At 64.9% G+C, this 14,744-nt stretch carries 15 protein-coding genes; 10 read left to right on the top strand and 5 right to left on the bottom strand.

Annotation, left to right across the window (positions count from 1 at the left end; translation table 11 throughout):
* Positions 1 to 141 precede the first annotated feature (141 nt).
* From BLEFHOIH_RS19450 to pqqE, 3 genes are read left to right on the top strand one after another with little or no spacing between them, the layout of a single operon-like run.
* Positions 142 to 1,857 carry a dihydroxy-acid dehydratase gene (locus BLEFHOIH_RS19450; RefSeq protein WP_088347686.1) on the top strand — a complete coding sequence of 572 codons (1,716 nt, stop codon included), beginning with the start codon at positions 142 to 144 and terminating at the stop codon, positions 1,855 to 1,857.
* Positions 1,850 to 2,182, top strand: a complete 333-nt coding sequence (gene pqqD / locus BLEFHOIH_RS19445; RefSeq protein WP_088347685.1) for a pyrroloquinoline quinone biosynthesis peptide chaperone PqqD — start codon at positions 1,850 to 1,852, stop codon at positions 2,180 to 2,182. Before BLEFHOIH_RS19450 ends, pqqD begins: the two co-directional genes overlap by 8 nt.
* Positions 2,172 to 3,299, top strand: coding sequence for a pyrroloquinoline quinone biosynthesis protein PqqE (gene pqqE, locus BLEFHOIH_RS19440; protein WP_088347684.1), 1,128 nt, complete (start codon positions 2,172 to 2,174; stop codon positions 3,297 to 3,299). The genes pqqD and pqqE overlap by 11 nt, the downstream gene beginning before the upstream one ends.
* A 567-nt stretch (positions 3,300 to 3,866) precedes the next feature.
* On the opposite strand, the gene BLEFHOIH_RS19435 is transcribed toward pqqE, so the two are convergent.
* Positions 3,867 to 4,088: an OmpA family protein gene (locus tag BLEFHOIH_RS19435; protein ID WP_088347683.1), complete on the bottom strand. Its 222-nt coding sequence runs from the start codon at positions 4,086 to 4,088 to the stop codon at positions 3,867 to 3,869.
* A gap of 162 nt (positions 4,089 to 4,250) precedes the next feature.
* On the opposite strand from BLEFHOIH_RS19435, the gene BLEFHOIH_RS19430 reads away from it, so the two are divergent.
* The 5 genes from BLEFHOIH_RS19430 to BLEFHOIH_RS19410 all read left to right on the top strand — a co-directional run bounded on the left by BLEFHOIH_RS19430 (position 4,251) and on the right by BLEFHOIH_RS19410 (position 9,952).
* Complete coding sequence (locus BLEFHOIH_RS19430) at positions 4,251 to 5,090, top strand: class I SAM-dependent methyltransferase (protein WP_088347682.1); 840 nt, start codon at positions 4,251 to 4,253, stop codon at positions 5,088 to 5,090.
* A gap of 469 nt (positions 5,091 to 5,559) precedes the next feature.
* Positions 5,560 to 6,927: a sorbosone dehydrogenase family protein gene (locus BLEFHOIH_RS19425; protein WP_088347681.1), complete on the top strand. Its 1,368-nt coding sequence runs from the start codon at positions 5,560 to 5,562 to the stop codon at positions 6,925 to 6,927.
* Positions 6,928 to 7,177: 250 nt separating this feature from the next.
* Positions 7,178 to 7,933 carry a lytic murein transglycosylase gene (locus BLEFHOIH_RS19420; protein ID WP_245297099.1) on the top strand — a complete coding sequence of 252 codons (756 nt, stop codon included), beginning with the start codon at positions 7,178 to 7,180 and terminating at the stop codon, positions 7,931 to 7,933.
* A 115-nt stretch (positions 7,934 to 8,048) separates the two neighbouring features.
* Positions 8,049 to 8,654 carry a glutathione S-transferase N-terminal domain-containing protein gene (locus BLEFHOIH_RS19415; RefSeq protein WP_088347679.1) on the top strand — a complete coding sequence of 202 codons (606 nt, stop codon included), beginning with the start codon at positions 8,049 to 8,051 and terminating at the stop codon, positions 8,652 to 8,654.
* Positions 8,655 to 8,758: 104 nt separating this feature from the next.
* Entirely contained in the window at positions 8,759 to 9,952 is a 1,194-nt protein-coding gene (locus BLEFHOIH_RS19410; RefSeq protein ID WP_088347678.1) for a YbfB/YjiJ family MFS transporter, read from the top strand.
* Between the two features lie 3 nt (positions 9,953 to 9,955).
* Here the strand turns inward: BLEFHOIH_RS19410 and BLEFHOIH_RS19405 are convergent, their stop codons facing one another.
* A complete protein-coding gene (locus BLEFHOIH_RS19405; protein ID WP_088347677.1) occupies positions 9,956 to 10,699 on the bottom strand; it encodes an SDR family oxidoreductase in 744 nt (247 codons plus the stop codon).
* 53 nt (positions 10,700 to 10,752) lie between these two features.
* Positions 10,753 to 11,526 (bottom strand): site-2 protease family protein, encoded by a 774-nt coding sequence (locus BLEFHOIH_RS19400; RefSeq protein ID WP_088347676.1) that lies wholly within the window; start codon positions 11,524 to 11,526, stop codon positions 10,753 to 10,755.
* Positions 11,527 to 11,633: 107 nt separating this feature from the next.
* On the opposite strand from BLEFHOIH_RS19400, the gene arfB reads away from it, so the two are divergent.
* Positions 11,634 to 12,059: an alternative ribosome rescue aminoacyl-tRNA hydrolase ArfB gene (gene arfB, locus BLEFHOIH_RS19395; protein ID WP_088347675.1), complete on the top strand. Its 426-nt coding sequence runs from the start codon at positions 11,634 to 11,636 to the stop codon at positions 12,057 to 12,059.
* A gap of 482 nt (positions 12,060 to 12,541) precedes the next feature.
* Here the strand turns inward: arfB and BLEFHOIH_RS19390 are convergent, their stop codons facing one another.
* A complete protein-coding gene (locus tag BLEFHOIH_RS19390; RefSeq protein WP_088347674.1) occupies positions 12,542 to 12,913 on the bottom strand; it encodes a cell division protein ZapA in 372 nt (123 codons plus the stop codon).
* Between the two features lie 40 nt (positions 12,914 to 12,953).
* A complete protein-coding gene (locus BLEFHOIH_RS26370) occupies positions 12,954 to 13,157 on the bottom strand; it encodes a DUF4164 family protein (RefSeq protein WP_125461804.1) in 204 nt (67 codons plus the stop codon).
* Positions 13,158 to 13,694: 537 nt separating this feature from the next.
* On the opposite strand from BLEFHOIH_RS26370, the gene gap reads away from it, so the two are divergent.
* The gene (gene gap, locus BLEFHOIH_RS19380) at positions 13,695 to 14,705 is read left to right on the top strand and encodes a type I glyceraldehyde-3-phosphate dehydrogenase (RefSeq protein ID WP_088347672.1); all 1,011 of its coding nucleotides are present in this window, start codon (positions 13,695 to 13,697) and stop codon (positions 14,703 to 14,705) included.
* The last annotated feature ends 39 nt before the right edge of the window (positions 14,706 to 14,744 follow it).

Here is a 14,744-nt window from a genome sequence, read left to right as displayed (position 1 = left end):
ACCAGCATAATCCCCGCGCAGGCGGGGATCCAGTACTCCGCAGCATTCGGGGTCAGGCACAGCTTCGCAATACGCTCCAATATTACTGGATCCCCGCCTTCGCGGGGATTACGAAAAGTAACAAAAACAAGGACGACGAAGATGACCGACAGCGACGATCACGGCTTTGCGCGCGGGCTGACCAATTACGGCGACCGGGATTTCTCGCTCTATCTGCGCAAATCCTTCGCCTCCTCGATGGGCTATTCGCGGGAGATGCTGGCGAAGAAGATCGTCGGCATCGCCTACACGCCGTCCGGCTTCAACAATTGCCACCGCCATTTCCCGGAGATGCTCGACGCCGTGAAACGCGGCGTCTTGGCGGCGGGCGCGCTGCCGGTCGAATTCCCGACCATCTCGCTGGGCGAAGTCTTCCTCAATCCGACCAGCCTCAAATTCCGCAATCTGATGGCGATGGATACGGAGGAGATGATCCGCGCCCAGCCGATGGACGCCGTCGTGCTGATGGGCGGCTGCGACAAGACCGTGCCGGCCCAGCTCATGGGGGCAGCATCCGCCGATCTGCCCGCGATCCAGCTCGTCGCCGGGCCGATGATGACCTCGCGCTATGGCGAGGAGCGGCTCGGCGCCTGCACCGATTGCCGCCGCTTCTGGGCCAAATACCGCGCCAATGAGATCGATGCGGAGCAGATCGGCAATATCGAGATGCGGCTGGCGACCACCGCCGGCACCTGCGCCGTGATGGGCACCGCCTCGACCATGGCCTGCATCGCCGAGGCGCTCGGCATGTCGCTGCCCGGCACCGCCGCCATCCCTGCCGTCCACGCCGACCGCCTGCGCGCGTCGGAAGCCTCGGGCGCGGCGGCCGTCCGGCTGATCGAGTCGAAACTGAAGCCCAGCGACATCATCACCCGCGCCTCGGTCGAGAACGCGCTGCGCATCCTCTTGGCGCTCGGCGGCTCGACCAATGCGATCATCCACCTCGCCGCCATAGCGGGCCGGCGCGGCATCGACATTCCGCTGAGCTGGCTGAACGAGCTCTCCGACACGACGCCGGTGCTGGTCAACCTGAAGCCGGTCGGCGCGAATTACATGGAGGATTTCTTTTTCGCGGGCGGCCTCGGCGCCGTCTTGCGCGAATTGAAGCCGCTGCTCAATCTCGACTGCATGACCGTGACGGGCGAAACGCTCGGCCAGCGCCTCGCGACCGACGAGGGCCCCGTCGACCGCAAGGTGATCGCCACCGCCGCCGAGCCGCTGGAGCCGGAAGGCGGCCTCGTCGCGCTGTTCGGCTCGCTCGCCCCGCGCGGCGCGATCCTGAAGCGCTCGGCTGCCGACAAGACGCTGTTCGAGAAGGAGGGCAGGGCGGTCGTCTTCACCTCGCTGGAAGACCTCGCCGCGCGCATCGACGATCCCGAACTCGACGTCACAGCCGACGATTTCCTAGTGCTCCAAAACGCCGGGCCGACCAGCCCGTCGGGAATGCCCGAGGCCGGATATCTGCCGATCCCGAAAAAGCTCTCCTCCAAGGGCCTCAAGGACATGGTGCGCATCTCCGACGCGCGCATGTCCGGCACGGCCTTCGGCACCATCATCCTGCACATCGCGCCCGAAGCGGCGGCGGGCGGCCCGCTGGCGCTCGTGCGCAATGGCGACCGCATCCGCCTCTCGGTGAAAAACCGCCGCATCGACCTCTTGGTGGACGAAGCCGAACTCGCCACCCGCCGTGCCGCCACCCCGCTCGCACAACGAGACCCCGCCACATTGCGCGGATATGATAAGCTTTATGCCGAACAGGTCCTGCAAGCCGACGAGGGCTGCGATTTTGCCTTCATGAAACCGGTGCGGAATGGCTGAAACAGCGCAATACACGCCGCGCACGCGGCTCATCATCACCGAAGCGACCCGCCCCGCGCTGCGCCGCTTCGTGCGCCTGCACCATGATGCCGGGCGCGGCCGCACGGTCCTGCTGGCGCCGGAGCGCATCGTCGAGCCGGACGAAATCGCCGTCGATGTGTTGAAGCTTTGCGACGGGAGCATTTCCCTGGGCGCCATTGCCGTCGAACTCGCAAAGACCTACGATGCCCCTGAGCTTGATATCCGCGCAGATATTACCGATCTTCTGCAGGATCTGGCCGATAAGGGTTACATCAAGGACCATTCCATTGGTGATGATCGATGAAAGCACTGCCCGCGCCGAAATAATCTGCGCCAATGCCCCCGAGGGCATGCTTGCCGAGTTGACGCATCGCTGCCCGCTGCAATGCGCCTATTGCTCCAATCCGATCGAGTTGGAGCGCGTTAACCACGAGATGACGACGGCGGAGTGGAAATCCGTCTTCACCCAGGCCGCCGAAATGGGCGTGCTGCAAATCCACCTCTCCGGCGGCGAGCCGACCTTGCGCACCGATCTCGAGGAGATCGTCGCGCATACCAGCGCGCTGGGGCTCTATTCGAACCTCATCACCGCCGCCGTCACCATCGACCGCGCCCGCCTCGCCCGGCTGGTCGATTGCGGGCTGGACCATGTGCAGATCTCGTTCCAGGACGCGGACCCTGAGAATTCCAACCGCATCGGCAACATCAAGGGCGGCTTCGACAAGAAGATCGCGGTCGCCGGCTGGCTCGCTGAGATGGACGTGCCGCTGACCGTCAACGCGCCGATGCACCGGCAGAATATCGACAATCTGGAAGCCGTGATCGACCTGGCCGAGCGGCTGGGCGCGATCCGGCTGGAAGTCGCGCATGTGCAATATTACGGCTGGGCGCTGAAAAACCGCGCCGCGCTGATGCCGACCTACGCCCAGACCATGCGCAGCGCTGAAATCGTCGCCCGCGCGCAGGAGCGCCTGAAGGGCATCATGGGCATCGATTTCGTGGTGCCGGATTATTACGCGCTGACGCCGAAGCCCTGCATGGGCGGCTGGGCGAGCCGGTTCCTGAACGTGACTCCGTCCGGCAAGGTGCTGCCCTGCCATGCGGCGGAGAGTATCGCGGGACTGAAGTTCGACAATGTGCGCGAGCGGCGCCTGCGCGACATCTGGATGGATTCGACGGCGTTCAATGCGTTTCGCGGCACGGAGTGGATGCGCGAGCCCTGCCGCACCTGCGACCGCCGCGAGATCGATTTCGGCGGCTGCCGCTGCCAGGCTTTCGCCGTGACCGGCAATGCCGCAAATGCCGACCCGGCCTGCGCGAAGTCCTCATTCAATCTGGGGCTTGTGGCGATGGCCGAGCGCGAAGCCGAAACCGCCCCGCCGCCCTTCGTCTACCGCCGGTTCCAGAAAGCCGTTGTCTAGCCGCTCCCGTTGTCCCGGACGCCGCAAAGCGGCGAGCCGGGACCCAATCCCGCATCCGCGCGCACCGCGGCAAGAGGTGAGGCGAGTGGGCCCCGGCTCTGACGGCCGGTGCGACGAGTGTTTAAACAAACGCTTCGAAGAAACACTGAGGGGTTCCGACCGTTCGTCAATTCCGGTCGCTGCCTGACGCCCTCTCCCATGCGGAGAGGGCTGGGGTGAGGGGGTAATGCCTATCCGATCGTTTGTAACCCCTCACCCGGCACGCTTGCGCGCGCCACCCTTTCCCCATGAAGACCTTTGCGAAACTTCGATCCCTTCGCCCCGGCCGTTAGAGCCGGGGCCCACTCGCCTCTCCACTTGCCGCAGCAATAGCGGAAATATGATTGGGNGATTGGGTCCCGGCTCGGCCTGACGGCCGTCCGGGACGACGGGGAGAGGACCTTCGATACGCAAAGGTCTCCCATGGGAGAGGGTTTGGGCTGCGGCGTGTCTTATCTTCGCCGCTTTGTCGCCAGCGCCGGTGGCGGTCCGATGGATATGCCGCCAAACGCCAACGGCATCGCCCGCTCAGCTCTGCGACAGATCCCATTCCAGGTTGATCTCGATGCGGCGGTTGCCGTTGCTCTCGCCGTCGGTGACGAAACGCGGATAGGCTTCGCCGAAGCCGCGCGCAGTGAGGCGCTCGCTCGAAATGCCGCGATCCGCGAAAGCCGCCTGCACGGCGATCGCCCTCTTGTCGCTCAGCGTCTGGTTCATCTCGTCGCTGCCGGTCTTGCTAAGATGGCGCAACCTCTATCCCGCGTTGTCAGGCGTCTCCATCTTGTAGGCCACGAATTGCATCCCTAACTAACGATCTGTTGCAGTAACCGTAACGCATTCACAGGGCTGAAAAAACTGGCCCCGAACCTTCCGGTACATGTTTGGCAACTCCGAGCATCACAGGATAAAACAATGTCGCGTTCCCCCGCGCACGAAATCGCAGATCCGCGAGACGAATATGTACTCGGTCATTCCGAGAACGAAGTGCGGCGGCTCACATTGCAGGCAGACATGCTTCGCTCGATCACAGAGCGTCTCATGAGGAATGCCGGCATACGTGAGGGCATGAAGGTACTCGATCTGGGCTGTGGCGCTGGCGATGTGTCCATGCTTGCTGCCGAACTTGTCGGACCTTCCGGACGCGTGGTGGGTATTGACCGAGTTAGCGACGTCCTCGGTTTGGCAGTCGAAAGGAGCAAGCGGGCCGGATATGACAATATTGTCTTCCAAGAAGCCTCTTTGGCAACATTTACGGAGATTGGCACTTTTGATCTTGTGATCGGCCGATATGTGCTCATTCATCAAAGTGACGGCACGTCCTTTGTGCGCGCGGCGGCCAAGTGCGTGCGGCCCGGCGGCGTATTGGCATTTCACGAACTGTGCTTATGGAAACCGACCTATCCGTTCCCGGTGCCGCTTTACGACAAAGCTTTAGGGTGGCTCACTAAAGCAGTTCAATCGGCATTCTTAGGACCTGAAGCGGCAGATCGCCTCGCGATGCACTTCCTTGACGCCGACTTACCGCGGCCGGCAATGTTCAGCGAAATGGTCGTTGGCTGTGTGGAAAGTCCTCTTCTCCTGTGGTTGCCGGACACTCTCCGGAGCATGATGCCCGTCGTAACGAGACTCAATATCGCGACGGAGGAGGAAGTCGGCATCGACACCCTCTCGGACCGCATCCGAGAAGCCGCGCTGGAGACGAAAGGCTTGCTCACGAGTCCCCTGCAGGTGTGCGGGTGGGCGCGGCTCTAATTAGCGCAAGTTCGTCATAAAGCAGTGAGCGGTCGTGTCCCCTTCCGTGGTGTAGCAGGGCTTAGCGGAGCCGGCCGCCGCGCGGCCGTCGCTCCGGCCGCCAGCGCGAAAAGCGCCGTTGCCGCCAATTGTCCTGCATACCGCATTTGGCCTCCACACCAAAAAGTGACTGTCTAAGTGACAGGGCAACCGCCGAAAAATTCGCGAGTTCCGCGCGCGGTAAGAGGGCGTTCACTTTGTTGGGAAGTCGTGCCTTCACGGTTCTGTTGAATTCATGCGTTATAATGCATTGTTTATAATAGAGAAAATATCATCGCTGGCGCCGGGACTGGAGATTTCACCCGCTTGTCCCGTTACGAATTGCGTAAATATGTGCTTTTCGGGACACGCCCGATGTCTCCTTAAGGCGGAACCATCGCCGCCTGGGGCCATTTTAGAGCAGACCCCATAATTGCCCGCGAGATGCGCTATGACACCCACGCCCAGATTGCTGATCCCGCTCTGCCTGGCCCTATCGCTCGGCGCCTGCGAGGAGGCCAAGCTCCCGGTGGTCGCCGGCCAGGGCCCCGCTCCGCAATTGCCCGATCCCAATCCGACCACCATTCCGACCGTCAATATCGCGACGGCGAAAGGCTGGCAGGAAGGCGTCAAGCCGCAGCCGGCCAACGGTCTCGCCGTGGAGGCTTTCGCCGAAAATCTCGATCATCCGCGCTGGCTCTACGTGCTGCCGAACGGCGATGTGCTGGTCGCCGAGACCAACGGCCCCAAGAAGGAGGCGACCGGCCTGCGCGCCTGGGCGATGGAAATCGTGATGGGCTGGGCCGGCGCGGGCGTGCCGAGCGCCAACCGAATCACCCTTTTGCGCGATGCCGATGGCGACGGCGTCGCCGAGCTGAAAACCCCGTTCATCGAAGGGCTGAATTCGCCCTTCGGCATGGTGCTGCTCGGGGACCAGCTCTATGTCGCCAATGCCGATGCCGTGGTCCGCTTCCCGTATAAGGACGGCGACACCCAGATCACCGAGCCCGGCGCCAAGGTCGCCGACCTGCCCGGCGGCCCCATCAACCATCACTGGACGAAAAGCCTCATCGCCAGCCGCGACGGCTCGCGGCTCTACGCCGGCGTCGGCTCGAACAGCAATGTCGGCGAGAACGGCATGGAGGCCGAGGAGCGCCGCGCCGCCATTCTCGAAATCGATCCCGCGAACGGCCAGACCCGCGTCTTTGCTTCGGGCCTGCGCAATCCGGTCGGCATGGCCTTGCAGCCGGAGAGCGGCGCGCTTTGGGTCGCGGTCAACGAACGCGACGAAATCGGCAGCGATCTCGTCCCCGACTATATGACCTCGGTCAAGGAAGGCGGCTTCTACGGCTGGCCCTACAGCTATTACGGCCAGCATGTCGACAGCCGCGTCCAGCCGCCAAAGCCTGAACTGGTCGCCGAGGCCATCGTTCCCGATTATGCGCTCGGGCCGCATACCGCCTCGCTCGGCCTGACCTTCGCCAGCGGCGAGTTGCTGCCGGAGGAATATCGCAATGGCGCTTTCGTCGGCCAGCACGGCTCCTGGAACCGGCGCCCGCACAGCGGCTACAAGGTGATCTTCGTGCCGTTCAGGGATGGCAAGCCGTCCGGCGACCCGAAGGACGTGCTGACCGGCTTCCTCAGCCCCGATGGGGAAGACGCCTATGGCCGCCCGGTCGGCGTCGTCATCGACAAGGCGGGCGCGCTGCTGGTTGCCGACGATGTCGGCGACAAGGTCTGGCGGGTGTCGCCATCCGGCACGCCGCGCACCACGGCCGCGTCCGATCTGCCGCAGCCGGAGCCGGTTGCGGCCCGCTAAACGCCTGTAGAAAGCGAAGCTCTGCAACCATTGCCGTTTGACTAGCTCCCCTCGCCGCGTTACCTGCTCGCTATGAGCGAGACGCCGACGCGCCGAGGGGAGAGCCGACCGCACCGCCCGTCCCCGAATGCCGCCACGGCCAATTCAAGGGGACGCGACCGTGCAAGACCGATCCGGCAAGACGCCCAGATCATCGATCCTCACCGCCTTCTGCGCCGCCCTCTGCCTGACGCTGTTCGCGCCGGCCGCCATGGCCGCCGAATGCGGACGCGACGGCAGCGGCTTCGACGCCTGGCTGGAGCATTTCAAATCCAAGGCGGCCGCCCAGGGCATTTCCCGCGCCACATTGTCCACGGCGCTGGACGGCCTTACCTATGACCGCAAGGTGATCGGTCTCGATCGCGGCCAGCGCTCCTTCAAGCTGAGCTTTGAGCAATTCTATGCCCGACGCGTCTCCAGCGGACTGATCGCGCGGGGCCGCAAGCTGATGAGCACCCACGCCGCCACCTTCAGCCGCATCGAGCAGAAATACGGCGTGCCCGCCCCGATCCTGATCGCGATCTGGGGCCTGGAGACCAGCTACGGCGCCGATAGCGGCAATTTCCCGATCATCCGCTCGCTGGCGACGCTCGCCTATGATTGCCGGCGTACCGAATTCTTTCAGAACGAGCTGATGTCCGCGCTGCGCATCGTCGAGCGCGGCGACCTGACGCCGGCCCAGCTTCGCGGCGGCTGGGCGGGCGAGATCGGCCAAACGCAGTTCCTGTCCTCGTCCTATGTCAAATATGCCGTGGATTTCGACGGCAACGGCCATCGCGACCTCGTGCGCAGCGTGCCGGATCTGCTCGCCTCGACCGCGAATTACCTGAAGGCCAAGGGCTGGCAGGCGGGGCAGGGCTGGCAGCCCGGCTCTGCCAATTACGCCGTGCTGCAGGAATGGAACAAGGCGCAGGTCTATGTGCAGACCATCGGCGTGATGGCCAACAAGATCGCCGGCAGGTCGTAAGCGGCGCGCCTCAAGCCCGCGCCGAAAGGCAGGGCTGCCATTCGGCCAAGCCTCTATCGCGGAAGGCGGCTCCATTCTAAGGTGCCGCCAAATTCTGCCAGCGGAGGCTACGCCGATGAAGCTCTATCACTCGCCAACCTCGCCCTATGCCCGCAAGGTCCGGGTGGTGATCCTGGAGAAGGCCCTCGGCGGCTTCATCGAGGAGATCGCCGTCGACGCCTATGCCGATCCGGCCGTGCTGACCGCCACCAATCCGCTCGGCAAGATCCCGGCGCTGGTGACGGACGAGGGCCTGGCGCTGTTCGACAGCCCGGTAATCTGCGCCTATCTCGACGCGCATCCCAAAGCCGAGGGCCCGCGCCTGAAGCCGCAATCCGGTCCCGAGCAATGGAGCGTCGCGCGCGCCGAAGCGCTCGGCGACGGCATGATGGATCTCGGCCTTGCCTTGCAGATGGAGCGGCGCAAGCCCGAAGGCGAGACCTCGCCGACCAGCGCCCGGCGCTGGCGCAGCCAGATGACGCGCGCGCTCGATACGCTGCCCGAAACGCTCGCCATCCTGCCCCAGGATGTGACGATCGGCCATTTTGCCATCGCCTGCGCGCTCGGCTATCTCGACCTGCGCCATGGCGACATGAATTGGCGCGACGGCCGGGGCGAGCTTGCCGGCTGGTACGAGAGCATCGCCGCCCGTCCGAGCCTTGCCGCGACCAAGCCCAATTAGGGCGCAACCGGGAAGGCCCCGTTTCCTGCCAAAGATGCGACAAAACAACGAGCTGGCCGGTTTGCCCGTCGACGTCCGGCGGCAACAGCCACTAGGATCCCGCGATGGCCTATAATCCCTGGCGGCTCGCCTTTGGCGGCATGGTCGCGCTGGCGGCCGCCATGGGCGTCGGCCGCTTCGTCTACACGCCGATTCTGCCGGTCATGGTCGAGGAACTCGGCCTGACCACCTCGCAGGCCGGGCTGATCGCGTCGGCCAATTTCCTCGGCTATCTGGCCGGCGCGCTGCTTGCCGCCTCCCCGGCGTTCAGCGGCTCGCGGCGGACCTATATGCTGGCGGGGCTCGCGGCGAGCGCCCTCGGGCTGCTGGCCATGGGCCTAACCGACAATTTCACGCTGCATCTGATCTTCCGCTTCATCGGCGGCCTCGCGAGCGCCTTCGTGCTGGTCTTCGCCTCGGCGCTGGTGCTCGACCAGCTTGCCGCGAGCGGCGACAGCCGCCTCTCCGCGTTGCATTTCGCAGGCGTCGGAACCGGCGTCGTGATCTCTGCCGTGGCGGTCGCGATCCTGGTGGCGCTGGGGACGGGCTGGAAGTCGCTCTGGTTCGCCAGCGCGCTGATGGGCGTCGCCGGCCTCGCCTTGGCCGCCCTGCTGATTACGCCGCGCGAGTTGCCCGGAAACGGCTTTTCCGGCGCGCCCGCCGCCCGCGTCTCCTTCGCGCTGAAGGCGATGATCCTCTCCTATGGCCTGTTCGGCTTCGGCTATGTCATCACCGCGACCTTCATCGTCGCCATCGTCCGCGCCCATCCCGAGCTGAGCAATCTGGAACCCTATGTCTGGGTGCTGTTCGGCCTCAGCGCCGCGCCTTCGGTGGCGCTCTGGCTGTGGCTGGCCGCGAGGCTCGGCGCGATCCCGGCCTTCGCGGTCGCCTGCCTCGTCGAAGCGGTCGGCGTCGCCAGCAGCATCTTGTGGGCCTCGACGGCGGGTCTCGTGGTGGCGATGGTGTTCCTCGGCGGCACGGTGATGGGCATCACCGCGCTCGGGCTGATCGCGACGCGGCAGCTCTCGACCGGCGATCCGCGCCCGAATATCGCGCTGATCACGGCGGCCTTCGGCGTCGGGCAAGTCGTCGGGCCGGTGTTCGGCGGCTATCTCTACGATCAGCTCGGCAGTTTCGCCGTGCCGTCACTGGTCGCCGCCGTCGCGCTGGTGGTCGCGAGCGGCCTCGCCGGTCTCGCCGCCGCAAGCCAGAGCCGCAAGGCCGCCGAAGCCGCGGCGTCGGTGAAAACGTCCGCGTAGCGCTCAACGGCCGCCGCTGACATTCACGATGGTGCCCGAGACATAGGAGGCGGCGTCGCTCAGCAGCCAGACGATCGCCTCTCCGACTTCATCCGGCTGGCCGGAGCGCCCCAGCGGCGTCGTCACGCCGAGCCGCGTTGCCCGGTCCGGTGTGCCGCCGGAGGCGTGGATCTCGGTCTCGATCAGGCCGGGGCGAATGGCATTGACCCGGACGCCCTCAGGCCCGAGTTCCTTCGACAGGCCGACGGTGAGCGTGTCGATGGCGCCTTTGGAGCCGGCATAATCGACATATTCGAACGGCGCGCCGAGCTGCGCCGCCATCGACGAAATCAGCACGACGGCGCCGCCGCTCCGATGATGCGCCCTGCCGAGCCGCCGGGCGGCCTCGCGGGCGCAGAAATAGGCGCCGAGCACATTGATCTCGAACATGCGGCGCAGGCGGGCGGCGTCCATCTCGGCGAGCTTGCGCGGCGGCGCGACGATGCCCGCATTCACCACCACCCCGTCGAGCTTGCCGAGCTCGCGCTCGGCGGCATCGAACATCGCCAGCACATCCGCTTCGACCGAGACGTCGCCCCGGACCGCGATGGCCCGGCCGCCCGCGCCGCGCACGGCGTCGGCGGTTGCCTCGGCAGCGGCTTCATTGCCGACATAGTTAACCGCCACCGACCAGCCTCGCGCGCCCGCCAACACCGCCGCCGAGCGCCCGATGCCCCGGCTGCCGCCGGTAATCAGGATCGTCTTCATCGCTCCCTCCCAGGGGTTCTACTGTTTTCCTGAGTGTAGCATCAGCAAGGGCGCTATCGCAGCACGCGCAGGGCCAAATCGCCTCCGGCGACATATTGCAGGCCGTAGATGATGAGCAGGAACACCAGCGCCAGTCCGCCATACCAGACGCTGCCGATGATGAGGCCGTCGCGATTGAGGGGAGGCTTTGGCGTGATCTCGCCACGCTGCAAGCGGCGGCGCTCGAAATAGATCTCGACCATGCCGATGGCGAAGAGGATGGCGACGAGATAGATCTTCATGTAGATGGTGAGCGCCAGGACGAGGCCGCCCGCCGCGATCAGATAGAGAATCTGCGCGCCCGGCGCGACCGAAACCAGCAGCGAATTGGCCAGTCTGCCGCCGTCGAGCGGATAGATCGGCAGGAGATTGAACAGGTTCACCAGTGCGATGAAGGCGATCACGCCCGCCCAGAAGGGCTGGCCGGTGAGGATCAGCATCACAGCCGGGGGCAGCGCGCTGAGCAGGCCCCAGCTCGGCCCCATGGCGGTGATGAAGACGTCCTGCCATTCGGTCTTGGAGCGGTCGCCGATGGCCGCGCCGCCGAACAGCGGCACGAAATAGAAGCCGGGCGTCTTCATGCCGGTCTTGCGCATCGCCCAGACATGGCCGAGTTCATGCACGCCGATCGCCCACATGATGGCCAGCGCGAACTGCCAGGTGAAGAGGAAGGAATAGGTGGCGAGCGTCGCCCCCGCCAGAAGCAGCTTGACGCTCTTGAACACCTTGAACAGTTTGAACACCAGAACGAGCAGGCTGCCGCTCTGGCTGAAAAGCGTTTTGGGCATTTTTGCCGGTACCCCCGCATGAAACTGGCGGCATCCTAATGCATTTGCTCCCATAGGGGCGATGCGGTTTGCCGCTTTGAGACTACGCCCAGCCGTCACGGTGCAAAATGATCATGATCACCGAAAGGCTCTCGCTCGACGACAGCGAGATCGCCTTGAGTTTCATCCGCGCCGGAGGCCCCGGCGGCCAGAACGTCAACAAGGTTGCGACCGCCGTCCAGCTCCGCTTCGACGCGCGCAATTCGCCCTCCCTTCCGGACGGCGTGCGCCGCCGGCTGGAGCGCATGGCCGGCGCGCGGCTGACCAAGGGCGGCGAGATCGTCATCACCGCGAGCCGTTTCCGCACCCAGGAGGCCAACCGCAAGGACGCCGTCGACCGGCTGGTCGAGCTGATCCGGGAAGCGGCGGTCGCCCCCAAATACCGGGTGCCGACCCGTCCCAGTCTCGGTGCCCGCCGGGAGCGGCTGGAGAGCAAGTCGAAGCGCGCCGGGGTGAAGAGGTTGAGGGGCGGGAAGGGCGTTCCGGAGGATTAGAGGCTGCAGATTGATCACTCCGCCGAAATCCCCGCGAAGGCGGGGATCTCGTACGCCGCAGCGCTGGTGGATAGGCAGAGCGCGCATTTAGAGTTTGTGAATACTGGATCCCCGCCTTCGCGGGGATTTCGATATTGGGAGTCTGGCATCGGGCACCGGCCGCAAGCACGGTGTTTGAATCGGCCCCCCGGGGCCCACGGCCAAGTGGGCACACGGCCAGCGCGGAGGCGCTGGCCGACGCTAAGAGTCTTGCCGCAAGCACAGTGCTCGCGAGTGACTCAAGGGGCTATCTCGGAGGTTGGGATCAGGCGGCCTTCAGGCACAGCCTTGGGTCTTGCGGCTCAGCGGCGACGTCGTGCCGGCGGGAAGACTGCATCGGCGCATCCGCGCCGATGATTGGCCCACTTGGCCGTGGGCCCCGGCGGGTCAACGGAGACGCTGTGCTGGCGGTCTAAGCCCGGCCCAGGCGCAGCAGAAAAACCTCAGCCCTCGGTCCCGGTCGGGGCGAAGCGCTGCTCTAGCGCCTGCAGCCGCGCCGAGGACGCCTCCACCACCCGGGCAACGTCCCGCGAGGGAATATAGCTCGCATTGTTGTCGGCGGCCTGGAAGGAGCGCAGATTGCAGATCTGGGCGAGGGTGCGCTGCAACTCCTCGCGGACTTCGCCGAGCTGATCCGCCAGGACCAGCGCGGCCATCAGGAAGAGACGATCCTCCTGCACCAGCCGGAAACCACCCTTGATCTCCTGGACGATGCCTTCGACATGGTCGGCGAGTTCGCTGACGCGCTGTTCGGCCCCGTCGTCGCAGGACATCCGATATTTCCGGCCGTTGACGCTCACGGTCACATGGCCCATCACGCTCTCCTGAGAACCGCAGAGCTCAGTAATCTGTGCCTCAGCCCTGCCTAGCTAAAATTGCCTTCACCGATTCAATGGCCGCATCCAGCCGCTCCGCGACGTGGCTGCTGGTCGTCTCGAGCGTGCGCGCGCGTTCGCGCTCCAGGGCAAGCTCGGCGCGCAAACTCTCCGCCTCGCGCTCGATTGCCGCCTTGCCGCTTTTCGCGCTTGCCTCGCCCTTTGGCGTCTTGCGCTCATCCACGGCGGCGCGTCTTGCCCCTTCCGCCCGCATCTTGTCCCCACCGGATTTAACCATGCGCCCCCGCGCCGACATGAACTGTACCACTTTGAATTCAACCGAAACGGCGCCAGCTTTCCACGCCAAGCGGCGCCACCATCACTCCTGGCGGCAAACACACGCGCAAAATATCGAAGACGACGCCGCAATCAGGATGTGATTTCCACCGCTTTAGCATGTAGCCACCGCAAGGCCGCGAAAGTCAATCCTTTGAATCTACACCAGTTTGCCTGTCTAGATTTAAAAAACGATTAATTTACAGGCGCATAATGGGATTGCCCTTGCCCCTGGGCCACTGCGCCACACTCCGCTGATTCGCCCGCTTCGTCACCGTCCGCGCGCATTCTCGCATGTTGCATCTTCCAGGCGGCCCGGCGCGCCATCATGCCCGGCCGCGAAAGGCTTGCCTTTTGACGGAAATGCCAGCATCTAAAAGCTTAACTTTCGGGCGCGGGAGCCGCGTATCCGGACGGCAATAAACAGCCCCAAGCGGAGGGTTTCATGGCGACCAAAGTGGCAATCAACGGGTTTGGGCGGATCGGGCGCAACGTGCTGCGGGCGATGGTCGAGAACCACCGGGACGACCTGCAACTGGTTGCCATCAACGACTTGACCGCACCCGAGACCAACGCGCATCTGTTCAAATATGACAGCGTGCATGGCCGCTTCCCCGGCAAGGTAACGCTGGAAGGCGACACCATGGATGTCGGCATGGGCCCGTTCAAGGTGCTGGCGGAACGCGATCCCTCGAAGCTGCCGTGGCGCGAACTCGGCGTCGATCTCGTGCTGGAATGCACCGGCATCTTCTCCGACCGCGACAAGGCGGCGGTTCATCTGGAGGCCGGCGCCAAGAAGGTGCTGGTCTCGGCCCCGTCCAAGGGCGCCGACATCACCGTGGTCTTCGGCGTCAATGACGGCAAGATCGAAGCCAAGCATCAGGTGATCTCCAACGCCTCCTGCACCACCAATTGCCTCGTCCCGGTCGCCAAGGTGCTCAATGACCTCTGCGGCATCGAGGCCGGCTTCATGACCACCATCCACTCCTACACCAACGACCAGCGCATCCTCGATCTGCCGCATAGCGACCCGCGCCGCGCCCGCGCCGCCGCCATCTCGATGATCCCGACGACGACCGGCGCCGCCAAGGCCGTTGGCCTCGTGCTGCCGGAACTCGCCGGCAAGCTCGACGGCACCTCCATCCGCGTGCCGACGCCGAATGTCTCGGTGATCGACCTGAAATTCATCCCGACGCGCGAGACCACCGTCGCCGAGATCAACGCCGCCATGACCAAGGCGGCCGCCGGCGAGCTGAAGGGCATCCTCGCCGTCACCGACGAGCCGCTGGTGTCGGTCGACTTCAACCACGACCCGCATTCCTCGACTTTCGACCTGAGCCAGACGCAGATCGTCGACGGCCGTCTGGTGCGCGTGATGTCCTGGTACGACAATGAATGGGGCTTCTCGAACCGGATGCTGGACACCGCCGCCGTCATCGGCAAGCTGATCGGCTGAGCCTTGTCCCGCAAGAAGGGCGCGCGCCCCAAGCAGCAC

The organism is Rhodomicrobium sp. R_RK_3 (assembly GCF_002198715.1).
Classification (GTDB): domain Bacteria; phylum Pseudomonadota; class Alphaproteobacteria; order Rhizobiales; family Rhodomicrobiaceae; genus R-RK-3.
This window is presented reverse-complemented; position numbering and strand designations above follow the sequence as displayed.

Excerpts from the sequence above, each read along its gene's own strand:
- BLEFHOIH_RS19450 (WP_088347686.1), top strand. The coding sequence starts at position 142 with ATGACCGACAGCGACGATCACGGCTTTGCGCGCGGGCTGACCAATTAC.
- pqqD (WP_088347685.1), top strand. The coding sequence starts at position 1,850 with ATGGCTGAAACAGCGCAATACACGCCGCGCACGCGGCTCATCATCACC.
- pqqE (WP_088347684.1), top strand. The coding sequence starts at position 2,172 with ATGATCGATGAAAGCACTGCCCGCGCCGAAATAATCTGCGCCAATGCC.
- BLEFHOIH_RS19430 (WP_088347682.1), top strand. The coding sequence starts at position 4,251 with ATGTCGCGTTCCCCCGCGCACGAAATCGCAGATCCGCGAGACGAATAT.
- BLEFHOIH_RS19425 (WP_088347681.1), top strand. The coding sequence starts at position 5,560 with ATGACACCCACGCCCAGATTGCTGATCCCGCTCTGCCTGGCCCTATCG.
- BLEFHOIH_RS19420 (WP_245297099.1), top strand. The coding sequence starts at position 7,178 with ATGGCCGCCGAATGCGGACGCGACGGCAGCGGCTTCGACGCCTGGCTG.
- BLEFHOIH_RS19415 (WP_088347679.1), top strand. The coding sequence starts at position 8,049 with ATGAAGCTCTATCACTCGCCAACCTCGCCCTATGCCCGCAAGGTCCGG.
- BLEFHOIH_RS19410 (WP_088347678.1), top strand. The coding sequence starts at position 8,759 with ATGGCCTATAATCCCTGGCGGCTCGCCTTTGGCGGCATGGTCGCGCTG.
- BLEFHOIH_RS19405 (WP_088347677.1), bottom strand. The coding sequence starts at position 10,699 with ATGAAGACGATCCTGATTACCGGCGGCAGCCGGGGCATCGGGCGCTCG.
- BLEFHOIH_RS19400 (WP_088347676.1), bottom strand. The coding sequence starts at position 11,526 with ATGCCCAAAACGCTTTTCAGCCAGAGCGGCAGCCTGCTCGTTCTGGTG.
- arfB (WP_088347675.1), top strand. The coding sequence starts at position 11,634 with ATGATCATGATCACCGAAAGGCTCTCGCTCGACGACAGCGAGATCGCC.
- BLEFHOIH_RS19390 (WP_088347674.1), bottom strand. The coding sequence starts at position 12,913 with ATGGGCCATGTGACCGTGAGCGTCAACGGCCGGAAATATCGGATGTCC.
- gap (WP_088347672.1), top strand. The coding sequence starts at position 13,695 with ATGGCGACCAAAGTGGCAATCAACGGGTTTGGGCGGATCGGGCGCAAC.